The following is a 16,032-nucleotide window of genomic DNA, read 5'->3' as shown; positions in this document are numbered from 1 at the left end:
TCTCCCGTTCGCCCTGCGGGCCGGGTCCGGTGGAGTGGGCGCATGTCGAGCGCACAGCCGGTGGTGGACGCGTCCCGCTCGGCCCAGGGCACGCGGATCGACCTCGACGGCGTGAGCCGCCGCTACCGGGTCGGCGACGTGACGGTGACCGCACTCGAGCAGGTCGACCTGCACGTCGACGAGGCCGCCTTCGTGGTGATCCTCGGCCCGTCGGGAAGCGGCAAGACCACGCTGCTGAACCTCATCGGCGCGCTGGACGTCGCCTCGGAGGGTCGGGTACGGGTGGCGGGCCAGGACATCACGGCCGCCTCCAGCACCGGGCGGGCCCGGCTGCGGCGGCACACCGTCAGCTTCATCTTCCAGAGCTTCAACCTGTTTCCCGGCCTCACCGCCCTGGAGAACGTCCAGTTCGGCGCGGACGTGGCCGGGCGGGCCGACGCGCGCGAGGTGGCCGCCGAGACGCTGGCGCAGGTGGGGCTAGCCGGCCGGGAGAACCACTTCGCGCACCAGCTCTCCGGCGGCGAGCAGCAGCGGGTGGCGATCGCGCGGGCGCTGGCCACCGGCAACCCGGTGCTGCTCGCGGACGAGCCGACCGGCGAGCTGGACTTCCGGACCGGGGTGGCGATCCTGGAGCTGCTGCAGCAGCAGGCCGCCGCCGGCATGACCGTGCTCGTCGTCACGCACAACCGGGAGATCGCCCGCGTCGCCGACCGGGTGATCGAGCTCTCCAGCGGCCACATCGTCGGGGACGGTCCGCCGGCCGGCGGGCGGGCACCGGTCTCCGAGCTGCACTGGTAGCCGACCGTGGCCATCCGCGGTCTGCTGCTGCGCTGGACGCTGCGCGACCTGCGCGGGCGGTGGGTGCTGGTCGCCGCGATCGCGCTCGTCCTCGCCCTGGGCACCGGCACGTACGCGGCGCTGCTGGGCTCCTCGGACTGGCGGCGGGTGTCCAACGACCGCAGCTTCGAGCTGCTGCTGATGCACGACGTCCGGGTCACGCTCAGCGAGGGGCTCACCGCCGACGCCGGTGCGCTCGCCGCCGTCCTGGGCAGGATCCCGCAGGCCGGGCAGGTCGAGGCCGTCGAGGAGCGCCTGGTGGTGCCCACGCTGGTGTCCGTGCCCGGGCGCGACGTGCTGGTCCCCGGGCGCATCGTGGGGATGCCGGTCGACGCGACGGTCGACCGGCTGCACGTGAGCAGCGGGCGGGGCTTCGCGCAGGGAGATCCGGCGGTGGTCCTCGAGCGGACCTTCGCCGACTACTACGAGCTCCCCGACGCGGGGACGCTGGAGGTGGCCGGCGGCCGGACCGTGTCCTACTCCGGCCACGGTCAGGTGCCCGAGTACTTCGCCATCGCCGGGGGGAGCGGGGGATCGTTCACGACCGAGGCCGGCTTCGCCGTCGTCTTCGCTCCGCTGGCCACCGCGCAGCAGCTCGCCGGCGCCCCGGGGCAGGTCAACGAGGTCGTGCTCCGCCTGGCACCCGGCGCGGACGTCGGGGCCACGGCGACGGCGGTGGAGGAGGAGCTCGCCGCCGAGGAGCTGGCCGGGACGGCCGTGGTGAAGGCGGACGAGATCGTCTACCGCACCCTGTACGAGGACATCGAGGGGGACGAGCAGTTCTGGCGGATCATCGCGGGTCTGCTCCTGGCCGGGGCCGCCTTCGCGACGTTCAACCTGACCACCCGCGTGGTCGAGGCGCAGCGGCGCGAGATCGGCATCGGCATGGCGCTGGGCCTGCCGCGGTGGCGCATGGCCGTGCGTCCGCTGGCGCTGGGCGTGCAGATCGCCGTCCTCGGGGTGCTGCTCGGGGTCGGCGTCGGTGTCATCACCGGCCGGCTGTTCGGCGGGCTGTTCCGCACGCTCCTCCCGCTGCCCGTGTGGGTGCAGGCGTTCCCGTACGACACCTACCTCCAGGCGGCCGCGCTGGGCTTCGTGCTGCCGCTGCTCGGGGTCGCCTGGCCGACCTGGCGGGCGGTGCGCGTGGAGCCGGTGGAGGCCATCCGGGTGGGACACCTCGCGGCCAAGGGTTCGCGGCTGACGCCGTTGCTGCGGCGGGTGTCGCTGCCGGGGCGCTCGTACCACCAGATGCCGCTGCGCAACGTCGTCCGGACCCCGCGGCGAACGGCGCTCACGGCGCTGGGCATCGGCGCGGCCATCGCCACGCTCGTGGCGGTCTTCGGCATCCTCGACTCGTTCACCAGCACGTTGGACGACTTCGACGCGGAGACGACGCGGTCGGCCCCCGACCGGGTGACGGTGCAGTTCGCCGACGTCCTGCCGGAGGCGTCACCGCAGGTGGCCGCGGTCACCGGCGCCGACGAGGTCGGCGAGTCCGCGACGACGCTGGTCCTGGAGGCCACCGCGCGCAGCGACGGTGCGGTGGTGCCGCTGGTCCTGTCGGTCCGGGACATCGACGGCGGCCTCTGGCAACCCTCGATCAGTGGGGGCGAGCCGGCGGACACGGCGACCGGAATCGTGCTCAGCGAGGTCGCGGCGCGGGACCTGGGCGTCGCTCCCGGCGACCGGATCATGCTCGAGCATCCGCAGCGCACCGCTCAGGGCGCGACGCAGGTGACCACGCCGATCGTCGTCGCCGGCACCCATCCCGGCCCGATCCGCGCGGTGAGCTACCTCGACCGGTCCCAGGCCGACGCCTTCGGGGCGGCGGGGCTGGTGAACAGCGTCGAGGCGACCCCCGCCGACGGCGTGAGCCGCGACGAGCTCACCCGGGCGCTGTTCGACGTGCCCGGCGTCGCCTCGGTGCAGGCGGCGACCGCGCTCACCGACAGCTTCCGGGGCGCGCTGGACGCGTTCACGGGCATCCTCGGCATCGCGGCGGCGATCACCCTGCTGCTGGCGCTCCTGATCGCGTTCAACGCCACCAGCATCGCCACCGACGAGCGGGCCCGGGAACACGCCACGATGTTCGCCTTCGGCCTGCCCCGCCGCGTCGTCGTCGCCATGGGCATGACGGAGAACGCCGTGATCGGCTTCCTGGGCACCGTCATCGGGGTGGTGCTGGGCTTCCTGCTCACCCGGTACACGGTGGAGGTGCAGCTGCACCGGACCCTCCCCGAGTTCGGGATGCCGGCCACCGTCTCGCTCGGCACGGTCGTCGTGGCGCTCGCGGTCGGCGTCGGGGCGGTCGCGCTGACGCCGCTGCTCACGGTGCGCCGGCTGGGGCACATGGACATCCCGGCGACCCTGCGAGTCGTGGAGTAGCGATCGCGCGGGGGAGCCGACTCGTAGGGTGAGCCGGTGGAGTGCTTCGAGGTCACCGGCGGCACCGCGCTGACCGGCCGCGTCCGGGTCACGGGCGCCAAGAACAGCGCGCTGAAGCTGATGGCCGCGGCGCTGCTCGCCCCCGGCCGGTCGACGATCGACGAGGTCCCCGACATCCTCGACGTGTCGATCATGAGCGAGGTGCTGCGCCGGCTGGGCTGCGCGGTCACCTACGAGCGCACCGGCGACGGCGGGGGAGGGGGCCGGCTCGTCATCGACGTGCCGGAGTCGCCGTCGACCGAAACCGACTACGACCTGGTGCGCAGGATGCGCGCCTCGATCAGCGTCCTGGGCCCGCTGGTGGCCCGCTGCGGATCGGCGCGGGTCGCGCTGCCGGGCGGTGACGCCATCGGTTCCCGCGGCCTGGACATGCACATCTCGGGCCTGGAGCGGCTCGGGGCGACGATCGTCAGCGAGCACGGCTTCCTCGTCGCGACGGCGCCCCGCCTGACCGGCACGTCGATCTGGCTGGACTTCCCCTCGGTCGGTGCCACCGAGAACCTGGTCATGGCGGCGGTCCTGGCCGAGGGCACGACGGTCATCGACAACGCCGCCCGCGAGCCGGAGATCGTCGACCTCTGCTCGATGCTGTCGCTCATGGGCGCCCGCATCGACGGGGCCGGCACCTCGACCCTCACCGTCGAGGGCGTGCAGTCGCTCTCCCCGGTCGACTACACCACTGTCCCGGACCGGATCGTCGCCGGGACGTGGGCGATCGGTGCGGTCATGACCCGCGGCGACGTGGTCATCGAGCGGGCGGTCGCCGCGCACCTGACCGTCGCCCTGGACAAGCTCACCGACGCCGGGGCGCAGGTGGAGGTGCTGCCCGACGGCATCCGGGTCTCGATGGACGAGCGGCCGCGCTGCGTCGACGTCGTCACGCTCCCGTTCCCCGGCTTCCCGACCGACCTGCAGCCGATGGCCGTCGCGCTGGCCGCCGTGTCGACCGGCACCGCGCTGATCACCGAGAACGTGTTCGAGGGCCGGTTCATGTTCGTGAACGAGCTGGTGCGGCTCGGCGCCGACGTCCGCATCGACGGCCACCATGCCGTCGTCCGGGGTCGGGAACGGTTCTCCAGCGCCCCGGTCGTCGCCACCGACATCCGGGCCGGGGCCGGCCTGGTGCTGGCCGGCCTGGTGTCCGACGGCGTGACCGAGGTGCAGGACGTGCACCACGTCGACCGCGGCTACCCCGACTTCGTCGAGCAGCTGCGCGGCCTCGGCGCCCAGGTGAAGCGGATCGAGCGCGACTGAGTCACTCCGGCGGCGCGAACGACGCCGCCAGCGTGCGGGCGCGCTCGGCGTCCTCCGGGAAGACCAGCACGTCGGCGCGGTGCGCAGCCGGGAACCGGATCGTCGAGCGGATCCCGGCGTCGGACAGCACGGCCCGCAGGGCGAGCGCGGCCTCGCGCTGGGAGAGCGTGGCGATCCGGGTGAGCAGGCCGTCGTCGGCGGGCGGCGATGCCGTCGGGGCCGATCCGGTGCCGAACGCCCACCGCATGAACAGCGCGAGCAGGCCCAGGACGGCGAACGCGATCGCCGGCCCCACCAGGTAGTGCAGGCTGCTGCCCGCCCCGATCGGCATGGGCGCACCTCCGTCCCGACACGGTCGAGTGTGCCATCGGTCATGGTCCCCGCGAGAGCCCCGGATCCCGGGCTGCTACCGGCCGGTAACCGCCCTAGACTCCGCGGGCATGCCGTTCCCTTCGCAGCCGTCGGAGCGCGACCGTCCCTGGGTCATGCGTACCTATGCCGGCCACTCCTCGCCGGTCGAGTCGAACAAGCTGTACCGGCGCAACCTGGAGAAGGGCCAGACCGGCCTCTCGGTCGCCTTTGACCTCCCGACGCAGACCGGGTACGACCCCGACGACGAGCTCGCCGTCGGCGAGGTCGGCAAGGTCGGGGTGCCGGTCACCCACATCGGTGACATGCGGGCGCTCTTCGACGGCATCCCGCTCGACGAGATGAACACGTCGATGACGATCAACGCCACCGCCATGTGGCTGCTCGCGCTCTACCAGGCGGTCGCGGAGGAGCACGGGCACGACGTCAGCAAGCTGGCGGGGACGACGCAGAACGACATCATCAAGGAGTACCTGTCGCGGGGCACCTACGTGTTCCCGCCGGCTCCGTCGATGCGGCTGATCACCGACATGGTCGCCTACACCGTCACGGCCATGCCGAAGTGGAACCCGACCAACATCTGCAGCTACCACCTGCAGGAGGCCGGGGCGACGCCGGAGCAGGAGATCGCCTACGCGCTGTCCACCGCGATCGCCGTGCTCGACTCGGTGCGCGACTCGGGCCAGGTGCCGCAGGAGAAGTTCGGCGAGGTCGTCGCGCGCATCTCCTTCTTCGTCAACGCGGGCGTCCGCTTCGTCGAGGAGATGTGCAAGATGCGCGCCTTCACCCAGCTCTGGGACGAGCTGACGAAGGAGCGCTACGGGGTCGAGGACCCCAAGCACCGCCGGTTCCGCTACGGCGTGCAGGTCAACTCGCTGGGGCTGACCGAGGCGCAGCCGGAGAACAACGTCCAGCGGATCGTCCTGGAGATGCTCGCGGTCACGCTCTCCCGCGACGCCCGGGCCCGGGCGGTGCAGCTGCCGGCCTGGAACGAGGCCCTCGGTCTGCCGCGGCCCTGGGACCAGCAGTGGTCGCTGCGCCTGCAGCAGGTGCTGGCCTTCGAGACCGACCTGCTCGAGTACGAGGACCTGTTCACCGGCTCCGTCGTGGTCGAGAAGAAGGTCGCCGAGCTGGTCGAGGGTGCCCGCGCGGAGATGGCCCGGGTGCAGGAGATGGGCGGCGCCGTGGCCGCCGTCGAGTCGGGCTACATGAAGGGCCAGCTGGTCGCCTCGCTGGCCGAGCGGCGCCGGAAGATGGAGACCGGCGAGGACGTCGTCGTCGGTGTCAACAAGTTCGAGGGCACCGAGCCCAACCCGCTGACCGCCGACCTCGACACCGCGATCATGGTCGTCGACCCGGCCGTGGAGGCCGCCGCCTGCGAGTCGGTGAAGAAGTGGCGGGCCGAGCGGGACCCCGAGCCCGTGGAGCGCGCCCTCCAGCGGCTGCGCGAGGCCGCCGGCACCGACGAGAACCTCATGGAGGCGACCCTCGACTGCGCCCGCGCCGGCGTCACGACGGGGGAGTGGGCCGGGGTGCTGCGCGAGGTCTTCGGCGAGTACCGGGCGCCCACCGGCGTCGCTGCCGCCAGTGGCGGCGGGGAGGCCGACTCGTCGCTGACCGACGTCCGGGAGCGGGTGCGGGAGACCGGCGAGGAGCTCGGCGGCCGGCTGCGGTTCCTGGTCGGCAAGCCCGGCCTCGACGGCCACTCCAACGGCGCCGAGCAGATCGCCGTCCGCGCGCGCGACGCCGGGTTCGAGGTGATCTACCAGGGCATCCGGCTCACGCCCGCCCAGATCGTCTCGGCCGCGGTCGAGGAGGACGTGCACGTCGTCGGGCTGTCGGTCCTCTCCGGCTCGCACCTGCAGGTGGTGCCCGCGGTGCTGCAGGGCCTGCGGGACGCCGGGCTGGACGACGTCCCCGTGGTGGTCGGCGGGATCATCCCCGACAGCGACGCGCGCCGGCTGCGCGAGCAGGGCGTCGCCCGCGTCTTCACGCCGAAGGACTTCGGCCTGACCGACATCATGGATCACGTCGTCGACGTCATCCGCGAGGCCAACGGCCTCGACCAGAAGGTGCCGGAGCCGGCCTGACTCAGAGCTGGACGACGACGCCGTCCGTCGCGCCGCGGCGGGCGGCGTCGAGCACGGTCGCCGTGGCGACGGCGTCGCGCGGGTCCACCGGGACGGCGCCCGCGCCGCGGACGGCGCGGGCGAACGCCGGGTAGAAGGTGTCCCACCGGCCCCGCTCGGTCGGCACCGGCTCGCCCTCGCTCCCGCGGGTGAGCGCCCCCCAGCGCTCGCGGGGCTCGGCGCCCCAGCCCTCGCCCTCGGTCGCGGGGGTACGCCCGGCGAGCAGGGCCTGCTCCTGGCCGTCCATGGGGCCGCCGACCTCGTAGGCGGCCTGCGTCCCGCTCACCCGGAAGCGCGAGCCCGGAGCGGCCTGGCTCCAGCTGCCCCAGAGGTGGGACCGGGCTCCGGAGGCATGGGTCAGCGCCACGAACACGTCGTCGTCCAGGCCGCTGTCGCGGATCCGCAGCTCGGCGTACACCGACTCGGCCGGGCCGAGCAGGACGAGCGCCTGGTCGACCAGATGCGCCCCGAAGTCGAGCAGCGTGCCCCCTCCGGCGGCCGGCGGGCCGGGCTCGGGGTCGAACCGCTCGAAGCGCGACTCGAACCGGGTCACGGTGCCCAGCGCGCCGCGCTCGACCAGTGCACGCACGGTCAGGAAGTCGGAGTCCCAGCGCCGGTTCTGGTACGGCGCCAGCGGCAGGCCGAGCCGCTCGGCGAGCTCCACCGAGCCGCGGGCGGCGGCCGCGTCGAGCGCGAACGGCTTGTCGCACACCACGGCCAGCCCCAGACCCAGCGCCCGGTCGGTGAGCTCGCTGTGCGTGGCCGCGGGGGTCGAGATCGCGACCGCCTCCGCCCCGGCCGCGGCGAGCTCCTCGAGCGAGCCGAACAGCGCGACGTCGGGGTGCTCGCGGCCCACCAGGTCGCGCCGGTCGGGCGAGGAGGTCACGACGCCGAGGAAGTCGCACTCCGGCGCCGCGCCCAGCAGCGGGGCGTGGAACCACCGGCCGCCGAAGCCGTACCCGACGAGGCCGATCCGCACCGGTTCCATCCCGGGATCATGTCCTGCCCGCCGCGCCTCGGCTAGCGTCGACCCATGAACGGTGACGGTGCCCCCAAGGTCGAGCGCGACGGCGACACGATCCGCATCACGATGGCCCGCGCGCAGCGACGCAACGCGCTGTCCCGCGAGCACCTGACCCAGCTGCTGGCGGCGTTCAGCGAGGCCGGGCAGACCGACGCGACGGGGATCGTGCTGGCCGGCGACGGGCCGGTGTTCAGCGCGGGCCACGACTTCGCCGACGTCGCCGGCGCCTCGCTGCCCGAGGTCCGCAGCCTCCTGCTGCTCTGCACCGAGCTGATGCAGACCATCCAGGAGGTCCCGCAGGTCGTCCTCGCGCGCGTGCACGCCCTCGCGACCGCCGCCGGCTGCCAGCTGGTGGCGTCCTGCGACCTGGCCGTCGCGGCCGAATCGGCCGGCTTCGCCGCCCCCGGCGGCAAGGGTGGCTGGTTCTGCCACACCCCGATGGTCGCCATCGCCCGCAACGTGGGACGCAAGCGGGCGATGGAGCTGGCGCTGACCGGCGACGTCATCGACGCGGCCACGGCGCTGGACTGGGGCCTGGTCAACCGGGTGGTGCCCGACGCCGAGCTCGACGATGCCGTCGCCGACCTCATGGGCCGGGCCACCCGGGGCTCCCGGGCCAGCAAGGCCTGGGGCAAGCAGACCTTGTACGCGCAGCTGGACCGCCCCGAGCGGGACGCCTACACGACTGCCATCGAGGTCATGGCCGCGGCCAGCCAGCTGCCCGGGGCGCGCGAGGGCATGGCCTCGTTCCTGGAGAAGCGCAAGCCGGTCTGGACCGATTAGCCGGGCCGCGTACAGCACGCTCAGACGCATCAACGCGGTTATCCGGGCCCGATGACCGCATCGATGCGTATCCGCGCGACACCACGGCGACGTGCCCACGCGGGGGACGGGAATTGCCGCCCCGGGGTGACCCTGCGCACATCGGGGATGACGGAGCGGCGTCGTCGCCTTGACCCTGCCGTGCAGAACCTGTGGGGGCTCACGCGTCGGCGTGCCCTGGACTTCGGAGTGGTGACGACCGCCGGCTGTTGACCCGCCGGCATTCCTCGTCATCCGATCCGAACTCCGAAAGGCCCCCTCTCGTGCTCGCACGTCTCCGTCGCGTCCCGTTCGCGGCGCAGGTCCTCGTCGCTCTCGTCCTCGGCGTCGCCCTCGGCCTGGTCGCGCGTGACCTCGGCCCCGTCGCCGACGGCACGCCCAACTGGCTGACCAGCACCCTGGCCACCATCGGCTCCACGTTCGTCACCCTGCTGAAGGTGCTGGTCCCGCCGCTGATCGTCACCGCGGTGATCGTCAGCATCGCCAACCTCAAGCAGGTCTCCAACGCCGCGCGGCTGGCCGGCCAGACCCTCCTCTGGTTCGCGATCACCGCGCTGATCGCCGTCTCGATCGGGATCGGCCTGGGCCTGCTCACCGAGCCCGGCCGCACCAGCTCGGTCGACGCCGCGTCCGCGGCCGCGCCCGAGAAGGCCGGCGGCTGGTGGGACTTCCTCACCGGGCTGGTGCCCGGGAACGTCTTCGGGCTGCAGTCCTCGCCGGAGGGCGGGCTGTCGTTCAACGTCCTCCAGCTGATCGTGATCGCGGTGGCCGTCGGGATCGCGGCCCTCAAGGTCGGCGAGCCGGCCGAGCCGTTCCTCGGGTTCGTCCGCGCGGCCCTGGCGATCGTGCAGAAGGTGCTCTGGTGGGTCATCCTGCTGGCCCCGATCGGCACGCTGGGCCTCATCGGCAACGCCGTCGCCAGCTACGGCTGGGAGTCCCTCGGTTCCCTCGGCGTCTTCGCCGGCGCGGTCTACGCCGGCCTGGCCCTCGTGCTGTTCGTCGTCTACCCGGTGCTGCTGCGGGCGCACGGCCTCTCGCCGCTGCGGTGGTTCGCCGGTGCCTGGCCGGCCATCCAGCTGGCCTTCGTATCCCGCTCGTCGATCGGCACGCTGCCGGTGACCGAGCGGGTGACCGAGCAGAACCTCGGCGTCCCGCGGTCCTACGCCTCGTTCGCCGTCCCGCTCGGGGCCACGACCAAGATGGACGGCTGCGCCGCGATCTACCCGGCGCTGGCCGCGATCTTCGTCGCCCAGTTCTTCGGGGTGGACCTGTCGATCACCGACTACCTGCTGATCGCGCTGGTGTCGGTCGTCGGCTCGGCCGCGACCGCCGGCGTCACCGGCGCGGTGGTCATGCTGACCCTCACCCTGTCGACCCTCGGCCTCCCGCTGGCCGGCGTCGGCCTGCTGCTGGCGATCGACCCGATCCTCGACATGGGCCGCACCGCCGTGAACGTGGCCGGCCAGTCGCTGGTGCCGACGATCGTCGCCAAGCGCGAGGGCATCCTCGACCTCGAGCGCTACCGGTCGACGTCGACCGTCGACCCGCTCGCCCGGGTGGACGACCACGGTGGCGTCGACGCCGACCTGCGTCGTCCGGAGCCCGCGACGGCATAGCCGGCCCGAGGGCCCGGTCCCCTCGAGGGGGACCGGGCCGTCCGACGTTCAGTCGACCAGGTCGGCACAGCCGGTCTCGTGCGGCAGCACCGGGCGGAAGACCAGGGACCAGCGCGAGCCGTCGGTCGACAGCCACGGGGTCAGCACGTTCGCGTCCTGCGCCGCGCCGATCACCGCAGTGGCCTCTCCGCCGGTGGCGGTGACGCAGGTGAGGCCGGGGAACGAACCGAGGGGCTCGCCGGGCAGTGCGGGGCCGGGCCACTCCTGCGGCTCCGGCGTGAGGCCCTGCGCGATGTCCTCCTCCGACGGGGTCCACGGGCGGACGACCGCGGCGACGGCGGCCGGTGTCCACGACTCCGGGGCCGGTGCACCGTCTTCCGACACGGCCAGGCCGGTGAGCTCGTCCAGCAGCCCGCTCAGGTCGCCGCGGGCGGTCAGCTGCTCGTCGGTGAGGCCGGTGTCGGGCATGCCCTGGGTCTCGGTGAGGCCGTAGACCTCGCGGACGTACGTCTCGTCGGCCGTGACGAGGGTGAACCGGGTGGTGAACGCGTCGGCCAGCGGTGGCCTGCCGAGGTCGTCGGTCTCCGCGACGCCGGCGGCGAGCGCTCGGTCGGCGAGCCGCTGCACGCCGTCCGGGCCGATGTCGAGGACCTGCACGTTGGGCCAGGCGAACGCGGGGTAGATCGCCGCGACCGGCCCCTCGACGATCACCCGCCCGTCGGCGTAGACGCTGGCCAGCGGCAGCCGGCTCGGGGTCGACTCCGGGGTGACGAAGCCGCCGGTGAGCTCCGCCAGCAGCACGAGGGTGCCCTCCCCGCCGTCGGGGAGGGCCACGGCGGACGACGGGGACGGGGGCCGCGGGGATCCGGCCCGCTCGGCGCAGGCCGCCGTCCCGAGGAGGAGCGCGACGGCCAGGACGAGCCGGGCCACGCCGGTGATCGACATGCCAGCAGGACGACGGGGGCGCCGAGGTGGTTCCCCCCGCCCGGTACCGTCGGCGTCCGTGCGCCTGGTCATCGCCCGCTGTTCCGTCGATTACATCGGCCGGCTCACGGCCCACCTGCCGATGGCGACCCGCCTGCTGCTGGTCAAGGCCGACGGCTCGGTGTCCATCCACGCCGACGACCGCGCCTACAAGCCGCTGAACTGGATGACGCCGCCCTGCACGCTCAAGGACGAGCTCGCCGACGGCTCGGGGACGTGGACGGTCACGAACAAGGCCGGCGAGCAGCTGATCATCACCATCGAGGACGTCCACCACGACCACTCCCACGAGCTCGGCGTCGACCCCGGCCTGCAGAAGGACGGCGTCGAGGCCGAGCTGCAGCGGTTGCTGGCGCTGCACGTGGAGACGTTCGGGGCGGGCTGGTCGCTGGTGCGCCGGGAGTACCCGACCGCGATCGGCCCGGTCGACCTGCTCTGCCGCGACGCCTCGGGGGGCGTCGTCGCGGTCGAGATCAAGCGGCGCGGTGAGATCGACGGCGTCGAGCAGCTGACCCGCTACCTGGAGCTGCTCAACCGCGACCCGCTGCTGGCCCCGGTCAAGGGCGTGTTCGCCGCGCAGGAGATCAAGCCCCAGGCGCGCGTGCTCGCCCAGGACCGCGGCATCGACTGCGTCACCGTCGACTACGCCGTCCTCAAGGGCACCGACGACCCGAGCGCCCGCCTGTTCTAACCGACCCCGAACACGTCGATCCGGCCCGGCCCCCAGCTCACGACCGATCCCGCCGGGCGCGGCACGGTCGCCCCCGGTTCCAGCCAGCCGACCAACGCCGCGACGTTCATCCGCAGGATCTGCATCGCCAGCGCGGGGGTGACCGTGGCGAGGACGTCGCGGTCGCTGTGGGTGTCCTGGTTGGCGCTGTCGGCGCCCTCGATGGTGAGCACCGCCGGGATCCCCGCGTCCAGGAACGGCACGTGGTCGCTGGCGAACGGGTTCAGCGAGGTCTCCACGACCAGGGTCGTCGCGGTGGCCGCCGCCGTCGCCAGGTCGTTGATCATCGCCGCCGACCTCGGCGCCCCCTCGAGCAGCACCGTCGGCGCGGCGGTGTTGAGCCTCCCCACCATGTCGAGGTTGAGGACGGCCCGGATGCGCGCCCGCTCGACCGCCGGCAGCGCGGCCACGTACTGACGGCTGCCGTGCAGGCCCTGCTCCTCGCCGCCGAAGAGGATGACCCGCAGGTCGTGCCGCCACGGCCGGCCCCGGAGCACCCGGGCCATCTCGAGCACGCCGGCCGAGCCGCTGCCGTTGTCGTCGGCGCCCGGCGCGGGCGCCGACGGCCCACCGGCGATGTTGATCGAGTCCAGGTGCGCGGTCATGAGCACGACGCCGCGGCCACCCTCGCCCGTGCCCGGCAGGTCGGCGACGACGTTGCTGCTCGACCCCGACCCGACGGTGATCGACGGCCGGCTCACCGCGAACCCCCCGTCGGCCAGGACGGCGGACACGTGGTCGGCCGCCTGCCGGAACCCGGCGCTCAGCGAGTGCCGGGTCGGCAGGCCGCTGAGGAACGTCAGGGTCGCGACGAAGGAGTCCTGCGACAGCAGCCCCAGCAGCTCCGACGTCAGCGGGTCCAGCGCCCGTGCCGCGGTCGTCGGCCGGGAGACGACGACGGCGCCGTCGGCCGGGAGGGGGTCGACCCGCCAGTCCACGTCGGCCGGCGTCGTCCCGGCCTCCGCTGCCGCCTCCGGGAGCACGATGTGCGGCAGTTCCGGATCCGGCAGCGCGACGACGAGGTGCCGGCCGTGGTCCAGCAGCACGGGGACCTCCGGGTGCTGCTGCTGGAACGACCGGCCGACCTGGGTCACCAGCGCGGGCCGGCCGGTCCGGGCAGCCGTTGCCTCGTCCCACTCGAACACCTGGTCGCCGAACGTGATCCGGCGGCCGGTGCCGGTTCCGCCGGGTCCCGCGTCGGTCGTCATGGCGCCGCCCTCCGACGTACCTCGAGCCGGTCCGGGGTCGCCGTCAGGATCTCCAGCACCTGCTCGCCGCCGCGCTCGGTGGACACCTCCACCGCCCCGCCGGTGTCGGCGGTGCGCCACCGCCCGGGGCGCGCCTCCTGGGCGTCGCCCCGGCCGATGGCCCACTCGGTGAAGGTGCCGTCGGGCCCGAACTCGATCCCGTCCCGACCCCGGGCGCGCGGGAAGTCGTGCTCGGGGGGCCGGTAGACGAGCACGTCGTCGTGGTCCTCCTCGAACGAGTGCATCCAGCGCCCGGTCACCGTCGCTTCGGACACCGGCTTCGTCAGACCTTCGCCGTCGAGACCGTCATCTCACCGACCTGCTGCACCGGCAGCGGTGGCATGGCGGCCGGTGTGCCGTCTCCCTCCCGGAAGGAGCTGATGACCCCGCCCAGCGACTCGTACCCGGTGAGCGAGGGACCCCAGGCCGACCCGTTCCACCACTTGTGGAACAGGGCGCCGTTGGTGCCGGCGACGAAGACGTCGAGCCGGTTCGGGCCCCACGCCACCACCCGCGGGTCGCCGATGATCCGTCCGCCCATCGCCTCGTAGCCGGTGACCGACGGTCCCCAGGCCGACCCGTTCCACCACTTGTGGTACAGCGCCGAGTCGGTGCCGGTGACGAAGACGTCGAGCCGGTTGGGCCCCCAGGAGACGGCGGCCGGGGTGCTCGTGCAGACCCCGCCCATGTACTCCCAGCCGGTGACCGACGGTCCCCAGGACGACCCGTTCCACCACTTGTGGTACAGCGCCGAGTCGGTGCCGATCACGAAGACGTCGAGCCGGTTCGGGCCCCACGCCACGACGGTCGGCGGGCTGCTGCAGACGCCGCCCAGCGACTCCCAGCCGGTGACCGACGGGCCCCAGGCCGAGCCGTTCCACCACTTGTGGAACAGCGCGCCGTTCGTGCCGATCACGAACGCATCGAGCCGGTTCGGGCCCCACGAGACGACCGTCGGCGGGCTCTGGCAGATACCGCCCAGCGACTCCCAGCCGGTCACCGAGGGACCCCACGCCGAGCCGTTCCACCACTTGTGGAACATCGCGCGGTTGGTGCCCAGGACGAACACGTCCAGGCGGTTGGGCCCCCAGGTGGCCACCTTGGGCTGGCTCATGCAGACGCCGCCCATGTACTCGTAGCCGGTGACCGACGGTCCCCAGGCCGAGCCGTTCCACCACTTGTGGTAGACCGCCCGGTCGGTGCCGAGGACGAACGCGTCGAGCCGGTTCGGGCCCCAGGTGGCCACCTCGGGCGGGCTCTGGCAGATCCCGCCCATGTACTCGTAGCCGGTGACCGACGGTCCCCAGGCCGAGCCGTTCCACCACTTGTGGTACAGCGCCCGGTCGGTGCCCAGCACGAACGCGTCGAGCCGGTTGGCATCCCAGGCGACCACCGAACCCGACGGCCGCCGCCGGGTCGCCGGTGCGCTCTGGATCAGCGAGCGGCGCACGCCGTCCAGGCACGCCTCCATGCGGGCCGCCTGGCCGCGGGTGAACATCACCAGGACGGCGTCGTCGCTGTAGTCCATGTAGTCGTAGAACAGGTCGCCGTTGGGCCCGTTGCTGCATGAGACGTGCGGGAACGTCGGGACGCCGGTGTTCGGGCCGCCCTGGTTGGGCGTGTCGGCCACCTCGTCGGTGCCGCCGCATCCGCTGCCGTCGTCGCCCCAGATGTGGAACAGGTTGAGGTAGTGGCCGACCTCGTGCGTCGCCGTCCGGCCCAGGTGGAACGGCGCGGCCGCCGTGCCCACGGTGCCGAAGCCGCTGTGCGTGCACACCACGCCGTCGGTCACCGCGGGGCCGCCCGGGAACTGCGCGTACCCGAGCAGGCCGCCGCCGAGCTGGCAGACCCACAGGTTGAGGTACTTGTCGGCCGGCCAGGCGTCGTGACCGCCGGTCGATGCCCGCTTGACCTTGTCGTCGGAGCCGAACGACGCGACCGACGTCTTCGTGCGGGTGATCCCGTTGGTCGGATTGCCGGAGGGGTCGGTGCTGGCGAGGAAGAACTCCACCCGGCTGTCGGCGATCAACGGCGCGAACGCCGGCGGCACGATCGACACGTCGGGGTTGGTGGCCCGGAAGTCCCGGTTCAGCACGTCGATCTGGCTGGTGATCTGCGCCTCGGAGATGTTCTGCGCATCGGTGTTGTAGACGACGTGGACGACCACCGGGATGTAGGCGACCCCGGGGAAGCGACCGGCCTCGTCGGCGGCGAGGAAGGACAGGGTCGCGTTCTCGATCTGCGCCCTGGCCTCGCGGTACTCCGCGGACTCGGCCATGAGCCGGTGGTGGACGTCCATCGCGGCGCAGCGGCGCCCCGGCGAACCCTGCGGGGTGTCGCCGCCGGGCCCGCCACCCGATCCCTGCCCCATCGCGTCGCGCGCGCCGGGGGTCATGGCGTCCCCGCCCGCCCCCGACATGGCGTCGCCGCCCATCCCTGCCGCGCCGTCGGACCGCATGTCATCGCTACCGGTCATGTGCCTCGCCGTCCCCTTCGTTCCCCCACAGGGCTCGAGTTGTCACCGAACGTCCAGCCTGGGCCGCACCCGTCGGCCGGGGCATCGGGAGAAAGCCTT

General features: G+C 73.3%; 13 protein-coding genes. 7 read left to right on the top strand and 6 right to left on the bottom strand.

Annotation, left to right across the window (positions count from 1 at the left end):
- Nucleotides 1–42 precede the first annotated feature (42 nt).
- The 3 genes from ABD644_RS15885 to murA are packed head-to-tail and all read left to right on the top strand — an operon-like array spanning nucleotide 43 to nucleotide 4,536.
- Nucleotides 43–798 (top strand): ABC transporter ATP-binding protein, encoded by a 756-nt coding sequence (locus tag ABD644_RS15885; protein ID WP_344689928.1) that lies wholly within the window; start codon nucleotides 43–45, stop codon nucleotides 796–798.
- 6 nt (nucleotides 799–804) lie between these two features.
- Nucleotides 805–3,222 (top strand): ABC transporter permease, encoded by a 2,418-nt coding sequence (locus tag ABD644_RS15880; protein WP_344689927.1) that lies wholly within the window; start codon nucleotides 805–807, stop codon nucleotides 3,220–3,222.
- 36 nt (nucleotides 3,223–3,258) lie between these two features.
- Nucleotides 3,259–4,536, top strand: a complete 1,278-nt coding sequence (gene murA, locus ABD644_RS15875) for a UDP-N-acetylglucosamine 1-carboxyvinyltransferase (protein WP_344689926.1) — start codon at nucleotides 3,259–3,261, stop codon at nucleotides 4,534–4,536.
- Between the two features lies 1 nt (nucleotide 4,537).
- Here the strand turns inward: murA and ABD644_RS15870 are convergent, their stop codons facing one another.
- The gene (locus ABD644_RS15870; protein ID WP_344689925.1) at nucleotides 4,538–4,867 is read right to left on the bottom strand and encodes a hypothetical protein; all 330 of its coding nucleotides are present in this window, start codon (nucleotides 4,865–4,867) and stop codon (nucleotides 4,538–4,540) included.
- Nucleotides 4,868–4,976: 109 nt separating this feature from the next.
- Between ABD644_RS15870 and ABD644_RS15865 the strand changes: the two genes are divergently transcribed.
- The gene (locus ABD644_RS15865; protein WP_344689924.1) at nucleotides 4,977–6,995 is read left to right on the top strand and encodes a protein meaA; all 2,019 of its coding nucleotides are present in this window, start codon (nucleotides 4,977–4,979) and stop codon (nucleotides 6,993–6,995) included.
- 1 nt (nucleotide 6,996) lies between these two features.
- Here the strand turns inward: ABD644_RS15865 and ABD644_RS15860 are convergent, their stop codons facing one another.
- The gene (locus tag ABD644_RS15860) at nucleotides 6,997–8,022 is read right to left on the bottom strand and encodes a Gfo/Idh/MocA family protein (protein WP_344689923.1); all 1,026 of its coding nucleotides are present in this window, start codon (nucleotides 8,020–8,022) and stop codon (nucleotides 6,997–6,999) included.
- 45 nt (nucleotides 8,023–8,067) lie between these two features.
- Here ABD644_RS15860 and ABD644_RS15855 point away from each other — a divergent pair, with 45 nt between their 5' ends.
- Complete coding sequence (locus tag ABD644_RS15855; protein ID WP_344689922.1) at nucleotides 8,068–8,841, top strand: enoyl-CoA hydratase-related protein; 774 nt, start codon at nucleotides 8,068–8,070, stop codon at nucleotides 8,839–8,841.
- 302 nt (nucleotides 8,842–9,143) lie between these two features.
- A complete protein-coding gene (locus ABD644_RS15850; RefSeq protein WP_344689921.1) occupies nucleotides 9,144–10,496 on the top strand; it encodes a dicarboxylate/amino acid:cation symporter in 1,353 nt (450 codons plus the stop codon).
- Nucleotides 10,497–10,544: 48 nt separating this feature from the next.
- On the opposite strand, the gene ABD644_RS15845 is transcribed toward ABD644_RS15850, so the two are convergent.
- Complete coding sequence (locus ABD644_RS15845; RefSeq protein WP_344689920.1) at nucleotides 10,545–11,441, bottom strand: hypothetical protein; 897 nt, start codon at nucleotides 11,439–11,441, stop codon at nucleotides 10,545–10,547.
- A 58-nt stretch (nucleotides 11,442–11,499) separates the two neighbouring features.
- On the opposite strand from ABD644_RS15845, the gene nucS reads away from it, so the two are divergent.
- Nucleotides 11,500–12,171, top strand: coding sequence for an endonuclease NucS (nucS, locus tag ABD644_RS15840; protein ID WP_344689918.1), 672 nt, complete (start codon nucleotides 11,500–11,502; stop codon nucleotides 12,169–12,171).
- Here the strand turns inward: nucS and ABD644_RS15835 are convergent.
- The 3 genes from ABD644_RS15835 to ABD644_RS15825 are packed head-to-tail and all read right to left on the bottom strand — an operon-like array spanning nucleotide 12,168 to nucleotide 15,933.
- The gene (locus ABD644_RS15835; protein WP_344689917.1) at nucleotides 12,168–13,418 is read right to left on the bottom strand and encodes a M28 family metallopeptidase; all 1,251 of its coding nucleotides are present in this window, start codon (nucleotides 13,416–13,418) and stop codon (nucleotides 12,168–12,170) included. The two genes, nucS and ABD644_RS15835, sit on opposite strands and share 4 nt — an antisense overlap.
- Nucleotides 13,415–13,732, bottom strand: a complete 318-nt coding sequence (locus tag ABD644_RS15830) for a hypothetical protein (protein WP_344689916.1) — start codon at nucleotides 13,730–13,732, stop codon at nucleotides 13,415–13,417. The genes ABD644_RS15835 and ABD644_RS15830 overlap by 4 nt, the downstream gene beginning before the upstream one ends.
- Nucleotides 13,733–13,740: 8 nt before the next feature.
- A complete protein-coding gene (locus ABD644_RS15825) occupies nucleotides 13,741–15,933 on the bottom strand; it encodes a DUF8189 domain-containing protein (protein ID WP_344689915.1) in 2,193 nt (730 codons plus the stop codon).
- Between the last annotated feature and the right edge of the window lie 99 nt (nucleotides 15,934–16,032).

The organism is Blastococcus jejuensis (assembly GCF_039534705.1).
GTDB classification, from domain to species: domain Bacteria; phylum Actinomycetota; class Actinomycetes; order Mycobacteriales; family Geodermatophilaceae; genus Blastococcus_B; species Blastococcus_B jejuensis.
The sequence above is the reverse complement of the archived record's forward strand: the minus strand, read 5'-3'. Positions and strand labels throughout refer to the sequence as shown.

Excerpts from the sequence above, each read along its gene's own strand:
- ABD644_RS15870 (WP_344689925.1), bottom strand. The coding sequence starts at position 4,867 with ATGCCGATCGGGGCGGGCAGCAGCCTGCACTACCTGGTGGGGCCGGCG.
- ABD644_RS15885 (WP_344689928.1), top strand. The coding sequence starts at position 43 with ATGTCGAGCGCACAGCCGGTGGTGGACGCGTCCCGCTCGGCCCAGGGC.
- ABD644_RS15860 (WP_344689923.1), bottom strand. The coding sequence starts at position 8,022 with ATGGAACCGGTGCGGATCGGCCTCGTCGGGTACGGCTTCGGCGGCCGG.
- ABD644_RS15855 (WP_344689922.1), top strand. The coding sequence starts at position 8,068 with ATGAACGGTGACGGTGCCCCCAAGGTCGAGCGCGACGGCGACACGATC.
- ABD644_RS15865 (WP_344689924.1), top strand. The coding sequence starts at position 4,977 with ATGCCGTTCCCTTCGCAGCCGTCGGAGCGCGACCGTCCCTGGGTCATG.
- ABD644_RS15825 (WP_344689915.1), bottom strand. The coding sequence starts at position 15,933 with ATGACCGGTAGCGATGACATGCGGTCCGACGGCGCGGCAGGGATGGGC.
- ABD644_RS15845 (WP_344689920.1), bottom strand. The coding sequence starts at position 11,441 with ATGTCGATCACCGGCGTGGCCCGGCTCGTCCTGGCCGTCGCGCTCCTC.
- ABD644_RS15835 (WP_344689917.1), bottom strand. The coding sequence starts at position 13,418 with ATGACGACCGACGCGGGACCCGGCGGAACCGGCACCGGCCGCCGGATC.